This is a genomic window from Moheibacter sediminis, assembly GCF_900176425.1.
Lineage (GTDB): Bacteria > Bacteroidota > Bacteroidia > Flavobacteriales > Weeksellaceae > Moheibacter > Moheibacter sediminis.
In genome coordinates this window covers 46948-65797 of the sequence record NZ_FWXS01000005.1, presented here as the reverse complement: position 1 = coordinate 65797, position 18850 = coordinate 46948, and the positions used below count along the sequence as shown (strand labels likewise).

Genomic DNA, 18850 nt, shown 5'->3' with positions numbered 1-18850 from the left:
TTGTTATCAGCAACAATCATGTAAATAACAAGCAAATGGAAAAGATACTTACTAATACTACTGAATTTTCATCGAGTACAAAAAATGAGTTCTCATTATCAAAATTTAAGGATTTGAACGGAAGAGATTTTGGGATTTTAATTGGCGTTTTGCTATTAATGATCAGTTCTATATTTGTCTTCACCTATTTCCGTCCTTATTTTGAAGCAATTCATTTTGAAAGATTGGAAACCCTTCCAGGACAGATTTTGGTTTATACATTATTAGGTCTTTTGGTTTTTCAGGTTTCATTTTTAATCTATCTTGGTTATTTATACATCAAATACAAGCCCGTTCAATCGGTAACGGACGAAGCTCTTCCAACTTGTACAATCATAGTTCCTGCGTATAACGAAGGTCGATTGGTTTACGATACTTTAATGAGTATTTCGGCGAGTAATTTCCCAAAAGGAAAAATGGAAATCATCACTATTGATGACGGAAGTACAGATGATACCTGGTACTGGATCAATAAAGCGAACAGAGATTTAAATCATTCACTGACAGTATATCAACAACCCGAAAACAGAGGTAAACGTCATGCTTTGCACAGAGGTTTTACGACCGGAACCGGTGAGATTTTCATTACGATTGACAGTGATTCTGTTGTAGAAAAAAATACGGTAAGAAATTTAGTAAGTCCTTTTGTGGTCAACAAAAATTGTGGAGGCGTTGCAGGAAACGTAAAGGTGCTTAACAAAAAGCAAGGAATCATCCCTAAAATGTTGAATGTAAGTTTTGTATTTAGTTTTGAATTTGTGCGTGCTGCTCAAAGTTCATTGGGATTTGTACTTTGTACTCCCGGCGCATTGTCCGCTTACAAAAGAGAAGCGGTAATGCATTCATTAAAAGATTGGATCGAGCAGAAATTCATGGGAAATTATGCTACAATTGGTGAAGACCGTGCGATGACAAATTTGATTTTGAAACAAGGTTACGATGTGCAATTTCAAAAAAACGCCAATGTTTTGACCAATACACCAACAGGATTTAAAACGCTTCATAAAATGTTCACGCGTTGGGGGCGAAGTAATGTGAGAGAAACTTTGGCGATGAATAGTTTTGTTTTCAAAAACTTCAGAGGTAAAAATAAAGGTGGTGCTCGTTTTGTGTTCATTAACCAATGGATTACCTTATTGTTAGCAATTCCGATGGTAATGTTGATGTTGTACTTCTTCTTTACGCATCCTTTTCTATACTTGACTTCAGCGTTGGTAGGAACATTCATTTTCTCAAGTATTCAGATGTTGTTTTTTACAAAAAAATATAATTTCATAGAAGCACTTTGGGCATATCCTTATAGTTTGTTCTATATGTTTGCACTATTCTGGATATATCCATTTTCAATTCTAACCGTAAAAAATGGAGGTTGGTTAACACGATAATTTTAACTTCTAAACTCAATATCCATTAAAAAGAAAAGGGATTGGCTTCGTGCTAATCCTTTTTTATTTTGATTCATTATATTTTTATAATTTTATTGGTGTAAATATGATGATTTGCAGTTATAATTTTGATTAAATAAGAACCGGAAACAAGTTCAGAAAGGTCAATGCGATTATCTTTTAAATCTTCTGATTTTATCAGTTTGCCCGTTAAATCATAAATCATAATTTTTGAACCTTCTTGAAAATTCTCCACAAAAATATAATTTACCGCAGGATTGGGATAAAGGACGATTTCAGATAATTTAGTTTCCTTGGTGGAAAACCATGCACATTCTTCACTGAAACTTGCCCAAGGGTCTTTCTGCCCCCAATTGGAAGTTGCCCAATTTTGATTATCTACTTGTATGCAGAGCAAATTAGGATTATTAAGTGAATTAAAACCTAAGCTATAATTCATGCTGTTCCCATTTTTAGCATTTAACCGAGTTAATTGGTTGTCATTACAATGCAATCTCCACAAATTGGGTTTATTACTCAAATCCAAATTGATCAATCGGTTGAATCCACATTCTAAATTCCCTAAAGATTCATTATGACTCAAATCTAAACTTGTCAGTTGATTGGATTTACAATCAAGCCAACTTAACGCTATATTTTGTGTAACATCTAAATTTGTCAATTGGTTTTCAGAGCAATCTAAATAATTTAAAGCTACGTTGGTACTCAAGTCCAAGCTGGATAAGTTATTGTCAGAACATACTAATTGTTCTAAAGAAGTAAGACCATCAATATTGAGAAGCGTTAATTGATTCTGTTTACAGTTTAAATCTGATAAATCTAATTTATTAGTTACAACTAAATCGGTCAATTGATTGTTGTTACAATGCAATCGCCACAAGTTCAGATTATTGTCCACATCCAAATTAGTTAAATCATTATAACTACAATTCAAATCACCTAAATTAGTATTTTGACTTAAATCTAAATTAGTTAACTGATTATGACTACAAAACAATTCTGTAAGGTTTGGATGTTGAGTTACATCTAAATTTGCCAAATTGTTTTCTGAACAATTAATTTCGATTAAATCTATATTTTGAGTTAAATCTAAATCGCTTAATTGATTTTTAGCACAATCTAAATATGCCAAAGAAGTGTTATTACTTAAATCCAAATTGTTTAATCGATTGTCCCAGCAATACAAAACTTCTAAACTTATATTGTCGCTCACATTTAAATTGGTTAATAAATTTTTAAAACTGTACAACTCAACTAAACTTTTATTTTGACTAAGATTTAAAGTAGTTAACTGGTTGTTGTGACAAAACAATTTTTTTAAATTAATATTTTCATTTAAATTCAAACTTGTTAATTGATTCTCGGAACAACCCAATTCAATCAAATTTATATTTTGGCTCAAATCTACATGGGTTAACTGATTTTGAGAAAAATATAAATGCGTCAAATTCAAATTCTGACTCACATCTAAATTAATTAATTGATTACCTAAACATTGTAATCTCTGTAAAGCTGTAAAATCTTCAATTCCCGTCAAATCAGAAATTCCTCTTTCAGTTAGATATAAGACAGTCACTGCGGAAATATTGCTTGTCAGCACATAATCATCTAAAACATCATCGAGTCCTTCATCTATAAGAGCCTGTTCAAAATTATCGTCGGGCACATATGTTGTTTGAGCAAAAAGGAAAAATGTAGCGAAGATGAGAAAAAGTGAGAGTAGCGATTTTGTCATGGTAGTTTATTGAGTTCTAACAAATGTAATAAATATGTCTCTCCATTAACTTCAAATTTTTGATAATCAAAAATGAATTCAAAAAAAAATCCGCCCTTTTGAGGCGGATTCATATCTAATTTGAAATAGTGTACTACACTTTGATTTCAACTTCTACTCCACTTGGAAGCTCCAATTTCATAAGAGCATCAACTGTTTTAGATGAAGAACTATAGATGTCCAACAATCTTTTATGAGCAGTTAATTGAAACTGTTCGCGCGCTTTTTTGTTTACGTGCGGAGATCTCAATACTGTAAAAATTCTTTTGTTAGTCGGCAACGGAATTGGTCCGTTTACAACTGCACCTGTAGATTTTACAGTTTTTACAATTTTCTCAGCAGATTTATCTACCAAATTGTAATCGTATGATTTTAATTTTATTCTAATTTTTTGACTCATCTTGATAAGATTTAAACAGTTGCACCTTTTGCTTTTGCGATAACAGTTTCAGCTACGTTTTGAGGCGCTGCTTCATAGTGATCAAATTCCATTGTCGATGTTGCACGACCTGAAGTTAATGTACGCAATGATGTTACGTAACCAAACATTTCAGAAAGTGGAACGAATGCTTTCACAACTTTTGCTCCGGCTCTGTCGTCCATACCGTTTACGGTACCTCTTCTTCTGTTCAAGTCACCTACAACGTCACCCATATTTTCTTCTGGTGTAACTACTTCCAATTTCATGATTGGCTCAAGGATTACAGCTTTAGCAGCACGAGCAGCTTCTTTATAACCCATTTTTGCAGCCAATTCAAAAGAAAGTGCATCTGAATCCACAGGGTGGAATGATCCGTCTGTCAAAACAACTTTCATCGAATCCATTTCGTATCCAGCCAAAGGACCATTTTTCATAGCCGCTTTGAAACCTTTCTCAATAGATGGAACATATTCTTTAGGAACGTTACCGCCTTTGATCTCAGAAACGAATTCCAAACCAACTTTTCCTTCGTCTGCAGGACCGATTTTAAAAACGATGTCTGCAAATTTACCACGTCCACCTGATTGTTTCTTATAAACCTCACGGTGGCTTCCGGTCAAAGTAAATGCCTCTTTGTACTCAACCTGAGGTTGACCTTGGTTTACTTCTACTTTGAACTCACGACGCATACGGTCAACGATGATGTCTAAGTGTAACTCACCCATACCAGAGATGATCGTCTGCCCTGATGCCTGATCGGTTTTAACCTGGAAAGTCGGATCTTCTTCAGCCAACTTAGCCAAAGCAATACCCATTTTATCCATGTCAGCTTTCGTTTTAGGCTCAACTGCGATACCAATTACAGGGTCAGGGAAGTTCATACTTTCCAATACGATTGGGTGCTTTTCGTCACACAATGTATCACCTGTTTTGATGTCTTTGAAACCTACTGCTGCTCCGATATCACCTGCTTCGATAGCTTCGATAGGCTCTTGTTTGTTTGAGTGCATCTGGAAAATACGAGAGATTCTCTCTTTGTTTCCAGAACGCGTGTTCAATACATAAGAACCTGCATCCAAATGACCTGAATAAGCTCTGAAGAATGCCAAACGACCTACGAATGGGTCAGTAGCAATCTTAAATGCCAATGCTGAAAATGGTTCTTTAGCAGATGGTTTTCTTGAAGTAGGTTCTTCAGTATCTGGGTTTGTTCCGTGAATCGCTTCTTTATCCATTGGAGAAGGAAGGTAACGACAAACACCGTCTAACATAAACTGAACTCCTTTATTTTTGAATGAAGATCCACAAGTCATTGGAATGATTGACATATCCAAAGTTGCTGCTCTCAAAGCTTTGTTGATTTCGTCTTCAGTGATTGATTCCGGATCCTCCATGTACTTTTCCAAAAGACCATCATCATATCCTGCAACTTCTTCGATCAACTGACCTCTGAATTGAGCAACATCATCCAACATATCTTCTGGAATCGGAACGATGTCAAATGTAGCCCCATTGTTTTCATCATGCCATACAATCGCACGGTTTTTGATCAAATCAACTACACCCTTGAAATCAGCTTCTTCACCGATTGGTAATACGATAGGAACAGCATTTGAACCTAACATATCTTTTACCTGCTGACAAACTTTCAAAAAGTCAGAACCTTGTCTGTCCATTTTGTTTACAAATCCCATGCGCGGAACTTTGTAGTTGTCTGCCAATCTCCAGTTGGTTTCAGATTGAGGCTCAACACCATCAACTGCTGAAAACAAGAACACCAATCCATCCAATACACGCAATGAACGGTTTACCTCAACGGTAAAGTCAACGTGGCCCGGAGTATCGATGATGTTGAAGTGAAATTCTTTTGCTTCAGGAAGTGGTTTCCCTTGCTCAGTTGGGAACTGCCATTTACAAGTTGTAGCAGCAGATGTGATGGTAATACCACGCTCAGCCTCCTGCTCCATCCAGTCCATAGTAGATGCACCATCGTGAACTTCACCGATTTTATGAGAACGTCCTGTATAAAACAAAATACGTTCTGTCGTAGTGGTTTTCCCTGCGTCAATGTGCGCAGCGATACCAATATTCCTTGTATATAATAAGTCTCTTGCCATCGTAAATTATACTCTAAAGTGTGAGAATGCTTTGTTTGCTTCTGCCATTTTATGTGTATCCTGACGTTTTTTAACGGCAGATCCTTCTTCTTTTGCAGCAGCGATGATTTCTCCGGCCAATTTTTGAGCCATTGATTTTTCATTACGTCTTCTTGCATAAAGAATTAACCATTTCATCGCGGTAGCAATTTTTCTATCCGGACGAATTTCCATAGGGATTTGGAATGTTGCTCCACCAACACGACGTGAACGTACTTCTACGTGCGGCATAACATTAGTTAAAGCTTCTTTCCATATATCTAGCGCAGATTTGTCAGGATTTTCCTTTCTTTTCTCTACGATTTCCATGGCATCATAAAAAATATTGAATGCAATACTTTTCTTACCATCGTACATCATGTTGTTTACAAAACGTGTTACCAATTGATCATTGAACTTTGGATCTGGAAGTAACGGTCTTTTTTTAGCTTTTGTCTTTCTCATTTCTCAAAGTGTTTTTTAAGATTTTTTCTCTTTTGGTCGTTTAGCACCATACTTACTTCTACGTTGAGTTCTCTTACTAACTCCCGCGGTATCCAACGCTCCACGAACGATGTGGTAACGTACACCAGGTAAATCCTTTACCCTTCCTCCTCTAACCAATACTATCGAGTGCTCTTGTAGATTATGACCTTCTCCACCGATATAAGCGTTGACCTCTTTACCATTTGATAACCTAACACGAGCAACTTTACGCATTGCTGAGTTTGGTTTTTTTGGTGTAGTCGTGTACACACGTGTACACACGCCGCGGCGTTGCGGACAAGAATCCAAAGCAGCCGATTTACTCTTCTTGGCTAGTTTTGTTCTTCCTTTTCTTACTAATTGTTGTATTGTTGGCATACTATAAAAATATGTTTAACCCCATTTTTTGGGATTGCAAAAGTACAATTATTTAATTATAATGCAAATGTTTACAAGAAATTTTATTTATAATTAATTTAGATTTAATCAGAAACGATTGGATGTTTTGAGTTAAAGGTTGCATTATTAATTCCTCGAGGGAAAGTATTAACAAACAATTCCATTTTTAAAAAGTGGATTATCTTTAAATTTATTAAAAATATGACAGCTCTTCGATATATCCTATTCTTTTCTTATTCTTTCATTATACTAATCGGTTGGATGAGTGGGGTTCCATTTATTTTGTGGTTGGTATTTACAATATTTGACTTTGGAAATATTGATCAGATTTTTGCAATTTTGGCTGCAATAGGTACGAGTTTGAATTTCATTAAATCTAAAAATAATCCTGCTGTAATTTTATTAAGTTTTGCATTTATGCTAAGCCCACTCATCAGTCGAATGATTCAAGTTCCTATTGAAGCATTTGATTATCTAGCATTTCAAATGCCTTTAGGCATTTATATAGTAACACATTTAATTTTGTTTATTATCAAATAAGTCGAAACAAAAATCCCCGAGATTAATTCTCAGGGATTTATTATTTGTATTTTGAAATAAACCTATTCCGTCACATAACTTTCCACACTCGGACAAGTACAGATTAAATTTCTGTCACCAAAAGCATCATCGATCCTGGAAACCGGTGGGAAGAATTTTCTGTCCATCACCCACTCCAAAGGATAAGCCGCTTTTTGGCGTGAATAAGGGAAATTCCATTCGTCAGCCGTTAACAAATCCAATGGATGCGGTGCATTTTTCAAAACATTATTGTCTTGTTCAAAATCTCCGTTGGCAACTTCATCAATTTCATTTTTTATTTGAATCAATGCGTCTGCAAATCTGTCCAATTCAGCTTTTCCTTCCGATTCAGTTGGCTCGATCATCAAAGTTCCTGCAACCGGGAAAGAAACCGTCGGCGCATGGAATCCATAATCCATCAAACGTTTTGCGATGTCAGAAACTTCGATTCCTAATTTTTTGAACGGACGGAAATCCAAGATAAATTCATGTGCAACGACATTGTTTTCGTTCGTGTAAAGCACATCGTAATATTTCTCCAATCTAGACTTCAAATAGTTGGCATTTAAAATCGCATGTTTTGTAGAATTCGTCAAACCTTTTTCACCCAGCATTCTGATGTACGAATAAGAAATCAGCAAAATCAACGAAGAACCATAAGGCGCAGCCGAATAAACCGTATCAGATTTTTCCCCACCTGTTTCGATCAAAGGATGCGAACCTAAATAAGGCGCCAAATGACTCGCCACACAAATCGGCCCAACTCCAGGTCCACCTCCACCGTGTGGAATCGCAAAAGTTTTATGTAAGTTCAAGTGACAAACATCTGCTCCGATCATTCCTGGGGCAGTCAAACCAACCTGAGCGTTCATATTTGCTCCGTCCATATAAACCTGTCCGCCAGCAGCGTGAACTAAATCGGTCACTTCTTTGATGTTCGCATCAAATGCTCCGTAAGTTGATGGATACGTAATCATCAAAGCTGAAAGATTTTCTTTGTGAATTTCCAGTTTTGCTTTTAAATCTTCTATATCAGTTTCACCCGTTGGTAAATTTTTCACGACCACGACTTTCATTCCAGCCATTGCTGCAGAAGCAGGATTGGTTCCGTGTGCAGATTCTGGGATGATCACGACATTTCTGTGCGCTTCACCATTGTCAATTTGATATGAACGAATGACCATCAAACCTGCATATTCACCTTGTGCACCTGAATTCTGCTGAACCGAAGTTGCTGCAAATCCTGTGATTTCAGACAAATAATTTTCAAGATTTTCAATCATTTCTTGGTAACCTGCTGCGAATTCTTTTGGAACAAACGGGTGAACTGTGTTGAATCCAGCCCAGCTCAACGGCAGCATTTCAGTTGCTGCATTCAATTTCATCGTACATGAGCCCAATGCAATCATCGAGTGATTCAATGCCAAATCTTTACGCTCCAAACGTTTGATATAGCGCATCAATTCAGTTTCGGTATGGTAAGATTTGAAAACATCGTTCATCAAAAAATCTGACGTCCTTACCAACGAAGCTGGAATTTTAGCTTCTGAGAATTCAACTTTATCAATTGATTTTCCTTTGATATCCGCAAAAACTTGGATCAATTTATTTAATTCATCTTCAGAAGTCACTTCATCCAAAGCAATACTGATTTTTCCGTCTTCGAAGAAATTCAACAAGATTTGATTCGATTCAAATTTACCTTTTGCAATTCCTTCAGCTTCAATTTGAACTGTATCGAAGAAATTATTGTGAATGGTTTTGTATCCTAATTCATTTAAAGCATCGTACAAACGAACTGCTTTTTGATGCACGTTTTGTGCGATGAACTGTAAACCATCTTTCCCGTGGTAAACAGCATACATTCCCGCCATCACCGCCAATAAAACCTGTGCGGTACAGATGTTGGAAGTTGCACGTTCTCGTTTGATGTGCTGTTCACGCGTCTGTAAAGCCATACGCAAAGCAAACTTTCCGTAACGGTCTTGTGAAACACCAATGATACGTCCCGGAATAACGCGTTTGTACTCTTCCGTACAAGCCATAAATGCTGCGTGTGGTCCGCCGTATCCCATTGGAACACCAAATCTTTGAGAAGTTCCAACTGCGATGTCAGCGCCCATTTCTCCTGGTGATTTCAACAAAGTCAATGCTAGCAAATCTGCTGCTACCGTAACTTTGATTCCTTTTGAATTAAGGCTTGAAATTAAATCTGTATAATCAATGATTTGACCTGACCTTCCAGGGTATTGTAATAATGCTCCGAAGAAGTTTTCATCGAAATCAAATTCCAGAGGATTTCCTGTTACGATTTCGATTCCCAATCCGCTTGCTTTTGTTTCACAAACGGCTAAACTTTGTGGCAATACGTCATCTGCGATGAAAAATTTATTTGCGTCTTTTTTGTTGCGGCTTCTTGCTTCACGAACCATGTGCATGGCTTCTGCACAAGCAGTCGCTTCATCTAAAAGAGAAGCATTTGCAATGGGTAGTCCAGCCAAGTCAGAAACTACTGTCTGGTAATTTAACAAAGCCTCTAAACGACCTTGTGCGATCTCTGCCTGATAAGGCGTATATGCGGTGTACCACCCCGGATTTTCTAAAATATTGCGCTGAATCGGGGAAGGCAAAATCGTACGGTAATAACCATAACCGATGAAGCTTCTTGCTTTTTTGTTGTTTTCAGCAAGCTGTTGAAGGTGCTGAAGAATTTCGTATTCAGAAAGTGCATCAGGCAGCTGCAATGGTTTTTCAAATCGGATGTCTGCGGGAATAGTAGCGTCGATCAATTCATCGATTGAGTTTTTCCCAATAACGGAAAGCATTTCGTCTGCATCGTGTGAAAGTGTACCGATGTGGCGAAGCGAAAAGTCTTGTGTGTTCATATTGTGTTTTGCGGTGAATTTATTGAAGCCCAAATTTACGATATATAATTTTATTAAAAACTAATCTTTATCAACTGTTGTTAATTAGTTATGAGTTTTGGGTTGTTGAGTTTTGAGTACTTTTGCTTAAATGATTCAATGGATTGATAAATATTTAATCAAAACCAATGTTTGGGTGGCGTTGTGCTTTGCTTCGTTGCTGGCATTTTTTCAATTGATACTTTACCGACCTAATTTTTATGTGTTGGGAATTGTATTTTTCGGGACTTTAGCGATTTATAATTTTTCGAGAATCGGGAATTTACAGAATTTCATATTATTCAATTCCAAATACAAAACTCAAATCGTTTTAACTGTTTTAGGTTTAATCGGTACACTGATATGTGTAATTCTGAGAGGATTTGAGCTGAAGACTTTTCTTTATCTTTTTGTACTTGGATTTGTGAGTTTTTGTTATTCGCTTCCTTTTTCGGGATTGGGATTGCGTACAATTCCTTTTTTGAAATTGTTTCTAATTGCGTTTGTGTGGGCAGGAAGTTCGATTGGATTATTACTGGTGGTTCATCATTCGCTGATTCAGTATCAATTATTGTTTCTATCCGTTTTCTTTTTTGTGATTGGGATTACGGTTCCGTTTGATATACGTGACCGTAAAACGGATGATAAAGGTTTGAAAACTATCCCGCAAGTAATTGGCGAAATTCCTTCGAAAGTCTTTTCTGTATTGAGTCTGATATTGAGTTTTGTTTTGTTTTATTTAGAATTTAATTCCTTTAAAAATTATGTTATGGCATGGCTTATAGCGGTTGTTATTGCTTTAATGCTTGTCATTTATTCAACCGAAAAAAGAAGCGAAACCTATTATTCTTTTTGGATGGAAAGCTGTTCGGTAATTCCACTGGCGGTTTATTTAGTTTTAGATTTTAGATTTTAGATTTTAGATTTTCTACAAATAATTCATCTATTTATTTTGAAGGCGACTTAAAGTTTCTCTCGAAACGCCGAGATAATGGGCTATCATAGTTTTGGAAACCCGTTGAAACAATTCAGGGTATTGATTCAAAAGCAATTCGTATTTTTCTTTAGGCGAATTTTTCAGCAGTGAAAGAACACGGTTTTGCAAGGCTACATAGCCGGAAAAAGATTTTTTACCAAAAAATTCGGTCATGGAGCGAACTCTACCAATCATTTCCAATTTATGTTCATGAGCCAATTCCAAAACGGTGCAGTTTTCTAAAGCCTGCACACACATTTCACCTTCTGTCTGTTTGGAGAATGCAGGATAATCTGAAATCCACCAGTTTTCCATCGCAAACTGAACGATGTATTCTTTTCCGGATTCATCAAAAGTAAAGGCTTTCAGACAGCCATTTATGACAAGGAATTCTGAAGTTACTTTGTTTCCTTTATTAATCAGATATTCTTTTTTTTTAACCTTTTTGGGATGGAAATAGGTTTGAACAATATCAAATTCAGAATCATTCAATTCAATGATTTGTTCGATATGATGACGTAAAAAAGAAGCATATTCCATCGCGTAAAATTACGAAAGGAATATGCTTTAAAATGAATTCTAAATGAATTTTATTTTGCCAGGGCATCACGAATAGCTTCACCTACTCCTCTGGCTGATTGTGGATTTTGTCCGGTGATCAATCTTCCGTCAACGGTTACGTGTTGAGTAAAATTGGGAGATTTTTCAAAAATTCCGCCTCTTTCTTTTAGTTTGTCTTCTAATAAAAACGGAACTATTTTGGTCAATTTAACCGCTTCTTCTTCCTCATTTGTAAATCCGTTTACTTTTTTACCATCAACCAAATATTTACCATCTGAAAGTTTGATGTTGACAATGCCCGCCGGACCGTGACAAACTGCGCTCACGATACCATTTTTTTCATAAATTTCGGAAGCAATTTTTGCCAATTCCAGATTATCCGCAAAATCCCACATTGCTCCATGCCCGCCTACATAGTGAATTGCAACATAATCTTTTGAATTTATATCACTTGGTTTCATTGTATTTGCGATCTTTTGCTGAATTTCCTTATTTTCCCAAAATTCTTTGTTGACTGCATCATTCAAATCAAACCCATCTACTGGAGCTTTTCCGCCTTTCGGGCTCACAAAATCGATTTCATAATCGTCTTTCAGCACTTCCCAAGGATGTGAAGCTTCGCCCAGATAAAATCCCGTTTTCTCGCCTGTATCTCCCTTGGTATCGTGGCTGGTCACAACAAATAATATTTTTTCCTTCACTTTTTCAGTTTTTGGAGATTCAACTTTGATATCTTCTTTGGATTTTGTACAACTGAAAATTGCTATAAAAGCAAATATTGCCAATCCGATGTTTAAAATTTTATTTTTCATGTTTTAATTGTTTTCAACTATCATTTCCGTTTGAAAGATTTCCTTTAAAATTTGGGTGTAATCTTTCGCATAATTTTCAATTCGTTCTGGTGTTCCATTCTTTTCCAAATCATGAAAATGAAAACTTCCTTTATATTCCAGCCCCATAAATGCATTCATTCTGTGAAACCCAAACATCACGCCATTGTCCACACTTGTTTGCTTGAAGAATTCTCCCGGAAGTGTAAAAGCTGTTGCCGGAGCATTCCAAGATGTTGTCAAGAAATAATTTCTTCCATGCAGAGAACCGCCCGTTCCGTAGTTTATTTCAGGCGTTTCCAATTTGCGCCCATCACTATAATAAATCCCTTTTCTATGTCCGGCGGTCAAAACCAAATCTAAATACTCTTTGAATTTATGAGGAAGTCCGAACCACCAGACCGGTGTGTGGTATATAATGGTGTCCGCCCAAACGAATTTATTCACTTCTTCCATCAAATCGTAAGGTTCGTTGATATCTGTAATTTTGATTTCGAAACCATTTTCTTTTGTAAAATATGATTTGTCCCATTCTAAAATGGTTTTATTGAATTTCCCACCTGAATGTGCAAAATGCTGTCCACCATTGATTATAAATATTTTTTTCATGCTTTAAAATTTACAATGCAAAGTTCAGAAGGAAACCTGAAACGGAGTTGTGATTTGAGTCACAATAATTAGTTATTGACATTTAACAAATTGAGGAATAATTTTTGTTAAATTTGGTTAAATCCAAAATCCTAATATGAAAAATTTATTTCTCATTTCTGTTATTTCGATTCTTGTTTTCAGCTGTAAATCTAAGAATGACAAGCCTTTAATGAAAGTCGGACCTGAATATGCGGCATATATTTCGGCTTACACTTCGGGACTTGTTTCGACAGAAAGTAAGATAAAAGTGGTTTTGCAATCAGATTATCCGTTTGAAATCAATGAAGATAAATCTATTAAAGAAGATATAATCAAATTTTATCCTTCCGTTTCAGGAACGGCTTACCTCACGGACAATTCTACGATTGAATTTGTGCCGGAAAGCAAATTAAAGCAAGGAGAAATTTATACAGGAAAATTGGATTTGTCTAAAATCATCAAAAATGTTCCGGACAGTATGAAGCTGTTTAAATTTCAGTTTCAAGCGAAAAAACAGGATTTTTCGGTTAGCATTGATGGAATTCAGGATACGGAAAAAGGACAGGGAAATTATAAGCTGCAGGGAGATTTATTTACGGCTGATGTGACCAATGCTGATAATTTTAATGGAATCGTAACTGCGGAATTTGACGGTAAAAAATTGCCTGTAACTTGGGAACATTCGGAAAACAGACGAAACCACAGATTTACGGTTAATGGAATTTCAGCAAAAGACCAAGCTGAAAATCTTACTTTAAAATGGAATGGCAAAACAATTGAAGCCGACAAAAAGCATACAAATGAATTTAAAATTCCTGCCAAAAATTCATTTCAAGTCACACAAATCAAAGCAGTTTCTTATCCTGAACAGTACATTTCAGTTAATTTTTCGGAAGCCTTACAAAATGATGGTTATTTGGAAGGTTTGGCTGAAATCAGCCAAACCGATAAAAGTGAGGCTGAAGAAGATTATTATTACGAAGAAACACCTCAAAGTTATATCAAGTCAACGGTCATCAACGGAAATGAGTTGAAGATTTATACTTCTAAAAAAATTGGTGGTGAATATGATTTGAAATTATTTCCAGGAATCGTAAGTGCCTACGGAAATAAAACAAATACTGAAGTAAAAAAAACGGTTGATTTTGTAAATCTTTATCCTGAAGTGAAGTTCGTGGGAAACGGAAACATCATCCCTTCCGCAGACGGAAAAGTAAATCTTCCGTTTGAAGCGGTTGGTATAAATGCTGTTCGGGTTGAAATCACAAAAATCTACGAGAACAATATTCATCAATTTTTCCAATACAATCAATATGATCAAAATAACAACCTGAAACCTGTTGGCAGAAAAGTTTTTTCGCGCATCATTCCGATTTCAAATGCTGATAACTTTAACATCAATGAAATGAATGTTTATCAACTGGAACTTTCAAAATTCATCAAACCAGAGCCCGGCGCGATTTATAATGTAGAATTTTCCATCGATCAGAAATTTGCAGCTTATCCATGTGATGGAAATTTGAATCAGGCAGAATTTTTAACACCGGTCAATCCGAAAGAAGATGAATATGACAAGGATTCGGAGATGTATGGATATTATGACGACTACTACGATTATTATTATCCGGAAAATTACAATTGGTCAGACAGAAATAATCCTTGCACGCCTTCTTATTATACTTCCGAAAAAAATGTCAGCAAAAATGTGTTGGCAAGCAATCTTGGAATCAACTTCAAAACCGGAAAAGACCGCATGGCTTATGTGACGGTGACGGACATCATCAACGCGCGTCCTTTGGAAAACGTAAAACTGAAAGCTTACGACTTGCAAAATCAAGTTGTAGGTGAAGGTGCCACTGACAGACAGGGTTTTGCCAATTTTAAATTAAACAGAAAACCATTTTTAATTATTGCAGAACGTGAAGGTCAAAAAGGTTATGTTAAAGTGGACAATGGTTCTTCACTTTCCCTTTCTAATTTTGATGTGGAAGGTGAATCAGCCGAAAGTGGCTTGGGCGGATTTATCTATGGTGAGCGCGGCGTTTGGCGTCCTGGCGATAAAATGCATTTGACTTTTGTGATGGATCAATCCATTACCGGAATTTCAGATGACCAGCCCGCGATTATAGAATTAATGGGTCCTGATGGACAATTGATGCAGCGAAGAGTCAATAACAATCCAGTCAAAGGTTTTTACACTTTTGAACTGGAAACTTCGCCTGATGCGAAAACCGGAAACTGGTCGGCAAATGTCAAAATCGGTGGAAAGACTTTTTATAAATCATTAAAAGTTGAGACCATTAAACCCAACCGTTTAAAAATCAATACTATTTTTCCTGAAGAAGTTTTGACTAAGTCCACAACCGGACAAGGATTTAAAATCCAGGCAAATTGGTTGAGCGGTGCTACAGCACAAAATCTGAAAACCAAAGTTGATGCAACGATTTTCTATGCCGATACGGAATTCAAATCTTTTCCAAAATATACTTTTACCGATCCGTCGAGAAGTTTTCCAATGCAGGAGCTGACTGTTTTTGATGGAATTCTCAACGGTAACGGTGAAGCCGGAATCAGCACCAATCTGAATTTAAACACCACTCCGCCGGGCATGCTGACGATGGGATTATTTACCAAAGTATTTGAAACGGGTGGTGATTTCAGCAGTTCGTATGTGACGAAAAAATATTCTCCTTATACCACTTATGTAGGTCTTCAAATTCCTACGACAAGTGAATTTTATGAAATGCTCGAAACCGGAAAAGAGCATACCATCAATGTTGCAAGCGTAGATTACAAAGGAAATCCTGTTTCCAAAAGCGGTGTGAAAATTTTCATTTATAGAATTAAGAATTCATGGTGGTACAATTCCAACGAAAATGATCTGGCTTATTATGTCAATCGTCAATATGAATTTTTAAAAGAAGAAAAATTAATTACAACTACAAATGGCAAAGGAAGTTTTAAATTAAATATTCCTAATGACGAATACGGAAATTACTTCATTCGTGTGGTTGACCCAGAAAGCGGGCATGCTTCAGGAAAAACGATTTGGGTTGATTGGCCGGACTGGAGAAGCCGCGGTGACAGCAATGCTGAAAGTGCTGCGATTTTAACTTTCAAAGCCGATAAAACTTCATATAAAGTCGGAGAAACCGCTCAGATTACAATTCCTTCTTCGTTGGAAGGACGAGCGTTAATAAGTTTTGAAAATGGAACCAAGGTTTTTGACAGAAAATGGATTGAAACAGAAAAAGGCCAAACCAAATTTGATGTAAAAATCACAGAAGCGATGGCTCCGAATTTCTATGTGAACATCAGTTTACTGCAGCCACACAGCGCGACAGCCAATGATATGCCAATCAGGATGTATGGTGTAATTCCGATTACAGTTGAAAATCCAGATCGGAAATTGACTCCGGTTGTCAAAACCCCTGAATCCATTCGTCCTAACAGTAAATATACTGTTTCGGTAAGTGAAAAATCTGGCAAGGAAATGACTTATACTTTGGCGGTTGTGGATGAAGGTTTACTCGATATTACGAATTACAGAACGCCGGATATTTATTCTTATTTCAACCAAAAACAAGCTTTAGGAGTAAATACATGGGATATTTTCAACTATGTATTGGGTGCTTATGGCGGAAGAATTGAAAGCGTCTTCACGATTGGAGGTGATCAGGCTTTGGCGAATTCAAACAAAGAAAAAATCAACCGTTTTAAACCTGTGGTTAAGTTTTTAGGGCCGTTTACAATTGGAAAAGGACAATCCAAATCGCATCAGATCCGAATGGAAAATTATGTCGGTTCGGTAAAAGTAATGGTCGTTGCCGGAAATGGTTCAAGCTTCGGAAGCGTTGAGAAAAATATTGCAGTAAAACAGCCATTGATGACCTTGACAACTTTACCACGAGTATTAAATCCAGGCGATGAAATTACATTGCCTGTCAATGTTTTTGCGATGGAAAATCATGTAAAAAATGTTTCTGTTTCGGTTAAATCAAATTCATTGATTCAAATTGACGGAAGTACAACAAATTCATTACAATTTGCAAAAACAGGAGATCAATTGACGAATTTCAAAATTAAAATTCCTGAAAAATTAGGCAAAGCTAATTTGTATATTACGGCTACTTCTGGAAACGAAAGACATTTGGACACAATTCAAGTAGAAGTTAGAAGCCCGAATCCTCCGATGACTTTTACAACTTCAAAAGAAATCAGCGGAAAACAAAGTTGGACAACGGCTTATCAACCTTTTGGAATGAGCGGTACAACTGATACCAAACTCTTGCTCTCTTCTGTTCCTGCAATGAGTTTGGACAAAAGAATGCGTTATTTGATTCGTTATCCGCATGGTTGTTTGGAGCAAACGGTTTCGAGTGTTTTTCCACAATTGTATTTGAATCAATTGTCCACTTTGAGCGACGCGCAGAAAAAAGATGTTCAATATAATATTGAAGAAGCTTTGAGAAAATTAAAATCACATCAAATTCCAGGTGGTGGCTTGGCTTATTGGCCGGGTAATGGAACGGCAGATCCTTGGAGTAGTACCTATGCATTTCATTTCATTTTGAAAGCAGAAGAAAAAGGATACAAACTTCCGGCAGGTTTGAAAGATGGTTTGATTAAATACCAAACCAAAACCGCGAAGGAATGGAGTGGCTACAACGATAAATATTATTACAACGATTTGGATCAGGCATACCGATTATACACTATGGCACTTGCCGGAAAATCAGAATTGGGATTGATGAACCGTCTGAAAGAAAAGAAAACAAGCGTGGCAACTTTGTGGCGATTGTCAGCCGCTTATCAGATTGCAGGACAAGGAAACATTGCTAAAAAATTGGTAAGTAAATTGGCTACTTCAGTGAAGGAATATAAATTTAATGAATATACTTACGGTTCTTCCGAACGCGACCAAGCCATGATTTTGGAGACTTTGACTTTGTTGGGCGAACGTGAAAAAGGATTGACGATGCTGAAAAGCATTGCCAAAGATTTGAATTCCGGTTCTTGGTACAGTACGCAGACAACAGCTTATTCACTCATGGCGATTTCTGAATATTTAGGAAAAAATAAAGTGGGAAACAACATCGATGCTGAGGTAACCATCAATGGGAAATCTCAGAAAATCACAAGTGATAAGCCATTTGTAAATGTTGATTTACCGGAAGCAAATGGTTCGTTTACGATTAAAGACAATTCAGGAAATTTAATTTTTGCAGAATTGGTGAGAAGCGGTGTCTCGATGGATGAAAACTTAACGCAGCAAAACAGCAATCTCAGTTTGGGCGTAAATTATTATGATATGGACAACAAGCCGATTGACCCTGCAAACTTGACACAAGGAACCGATTTTAAATGCATTGTAAATGTTACCAATCCTGGAATGATGGGCAATTACAACGAATTGGCACTGACCCAAATGTTCCCGTCCGGCTGGGAAATCATCAACACCAGATTGAATGACCAACCCACTTCGGTTCAGAATTTCGGATTGGCATATCAGGATTTCAGAGATGACAGGGTTTATAGTTACTTTGATTTGAGAGCAGCGCAGCAAGTTTCTGTGACGGTTTTGCTCAATGCAACTTACAAAGGAAATTATTACATGCCGGCAACTTATTGCGAGGCGATGTATGACAATACAGTTTATGCTGTGAGTCCGGGAAAAAGGGTATTGGTTAAGTAAAGAAAAAAGGCTGAGTTAAATTAACTCAGCCTTT

13 protein-coding genes are annotated in these 18850 nt (G+C 36.7%); 4 read left to right on the top strand and 9 right to left on the bottom strand.

Translation table 11 applies throughout. The features are described 5' to 3' along the window. Nucleotides 1-35: 35 nt before the first annotated feature. Complete coding sequence (locus B8977_RS08410; RefSeq protein WP_084017263.1) at nt 36-1424, top strand: glycosyltransferase family 2 protein; 1389 nt, start codon at nt 36-38, stop codon at nt 1422-1424. Between the two features lie 76 nt (nt 1425-1500). On the opposite strand, the gene B8977_RS15285 is transcribed toward B8977_RS08410, so the two are convergent. The 5 genes from B8977_RS15285 to rpsL all read right to left on the bottom strand — a co-directional run bounded on the left by B8977_RS15285 (nt 1501) and on the right by rpsL (nt 6639). Next, a complete protein-coding gene (locus B8977_RS15285; RefSeq protein WP_084017262.1) occupies nt 1501-3180 on the bottom strand; it encodes a T9SS type A sorting domain-containing protein in 1680 nt (559 codons plus the stop codon). Nucleotides 3181-3313: 133 nt separating this feature from the next. Beyond that, nucleotides 3314-3619 (bottom strand): 30S ribosomal protein S10, encoded by a 306-nt coding sequence (gene rpsJ, locus B8977_RS08400; RefSeq protein WP_084017261.1) that lies wholly within the window; start codon nt 3617-3619, stop codon nt 3314-3316. A gap of 11 nt (nt 3620-3630) precedes the next feature. Continuing rightward, nucleotides 3631-5757, bottom strand: a complete 2127-nt coding sequence (gene fusA, locus B8977_RS08395) for an elongation factor G (RefSeq protein ID WP_084017260.1) — start codon at nt 5755-5757, stop codon at nt 3631-3633. Between the two features lie 6 nt (nt 5758-5763). Beyond that, nucleotides 5764-6240 (bottom strand): 30S ribosomal protein S7, encoded by a 477-nt coding sequence (rpsG, locus tag B8977_RS08390; RefSeq protein ID WP_084017259.1) that lies wholly within the window; start codon nt 6238-6240, stop codon nt 5764-5766. 15 nt (nt 6241-6255) lie between these two features. After that, nucleotides 6256-6639 carry a 30S ribosomal protein S12 gene (rpsL, locus tag B8977_RS08385; RefSeq protein ID WP_084017258.1) on the bottom strand — a complete coding sequence of 128 codons (384 nt, stop codon included), beginning with the start codon at nt 6637-6639 and terminating at the stop codon, nt 6256-6258. A gap of 222 nt (nt 6640-6861) precedes the next feature. Between rpsL and B8977_RS08380 the strand changes: the two genes are divergently transcribed. Then, nucleotides 6862-7200, top strand: a complete 339-nt coding sequence (locus B8977_RS08380; protein WP_143736412.1) for a hypothetical protein — start codon at nt 6862-6864, stop codon at nt 7198-7200. Nucleotides 7201-7262: 62 nt separating this feature from the next. Here the strand turns inward: B8977_RS08380 and gcvP are convergent, their stop codons facing one another. Next, on the bottom strand, nt 7263-10106 hold the full coding sequence (gene gcvP, locus B8977_RS08375) for an aminomethyl-transferring glycine dehydrogenase (RefSeq protein ID WP_084017256.1): 2844 nt from the start codon (nt 10104-10106) through the stop codon (nt 7263-7265). A gap of 130 nt (nt 10107-10236) precedes the next feature. Here gcvP and B8977_RS08370 point away from each other — a divergent pair, with 130 nt between their 5' ends. Continuing rightward, a complete protein-coding gene (locus B8977_RS08370) occupies nt 10237-11040 on the top strand; it encodes a UbiA prenyltransferase family protein (RefSeq protein WP_084017255.1) in 804 nt (267 codons plus the stop codon). A 27-nt stretch (nt 11041-11067) separates the two neighbouring features. On the opposite strand, the gene B8977_RS08365 is transcribed toward B8977_RS08370, so the two are convergent. Genes B8977_RS08365 through B8977_RS08355 form a run of 3 tightly spaced genes read right to left on the bottom strand, consistent with a single transcriptional unit; the run spans nt 11068 to nt 13100 of the window. After that, nucleotides 11068-11640: a Crp/Fnr family transcriptional regulator gene (locus B8977_RS08365; RefSeq protein ID WP_084017254.1), complete on the bottom strand. Its 573-nt coding sequence runs from the start codon at nt 11638-11640 to the stop codon at nt 11068-11070. A gap of 50 nt (nt 11641-11690) precedes the next feature. After that, complete coding sequence (locus B8977_RS08360; protein ID WP_084017253.1) at nt 11691-12473, bottom strand: type 1 glutamine amidotransferase domain-containing protein; 783 nt, start codon at nt 12471-12473, stop codon at nt 11691-11693. Between the two features lie 3 nt (nt 12474-12476). After that, nucleotides 12477-13100, bottom strand: coding sequence for an NAD(P)H-dependent oxidoreductase (locus B8977_RS08355; RefSeq protein WP_084017252.1), 624 nt, complete (start codon nt 13098-13100; stop codon nt 12477-12479). A 136-nt stretch (nt 13101-13236) separates the two neighbouring features. On the opposite strand from B8977_RS08355, the gene B8977_RS08350 reads away from it, so the two are divergent. Continuing rightward, on the top strand, nt 13237-18816 hold the full coding sequence (locus B8977_RS08350) for an alpha-2-macroglobulin family protein (RefSeq protein ID WP_084017251.1): 5580 nt from the start codon (nt 13237-13239) through the stop codon (nt 18814-18816). Nucleotides 18817-18850 lie beyond the last annotated feature (34 nt).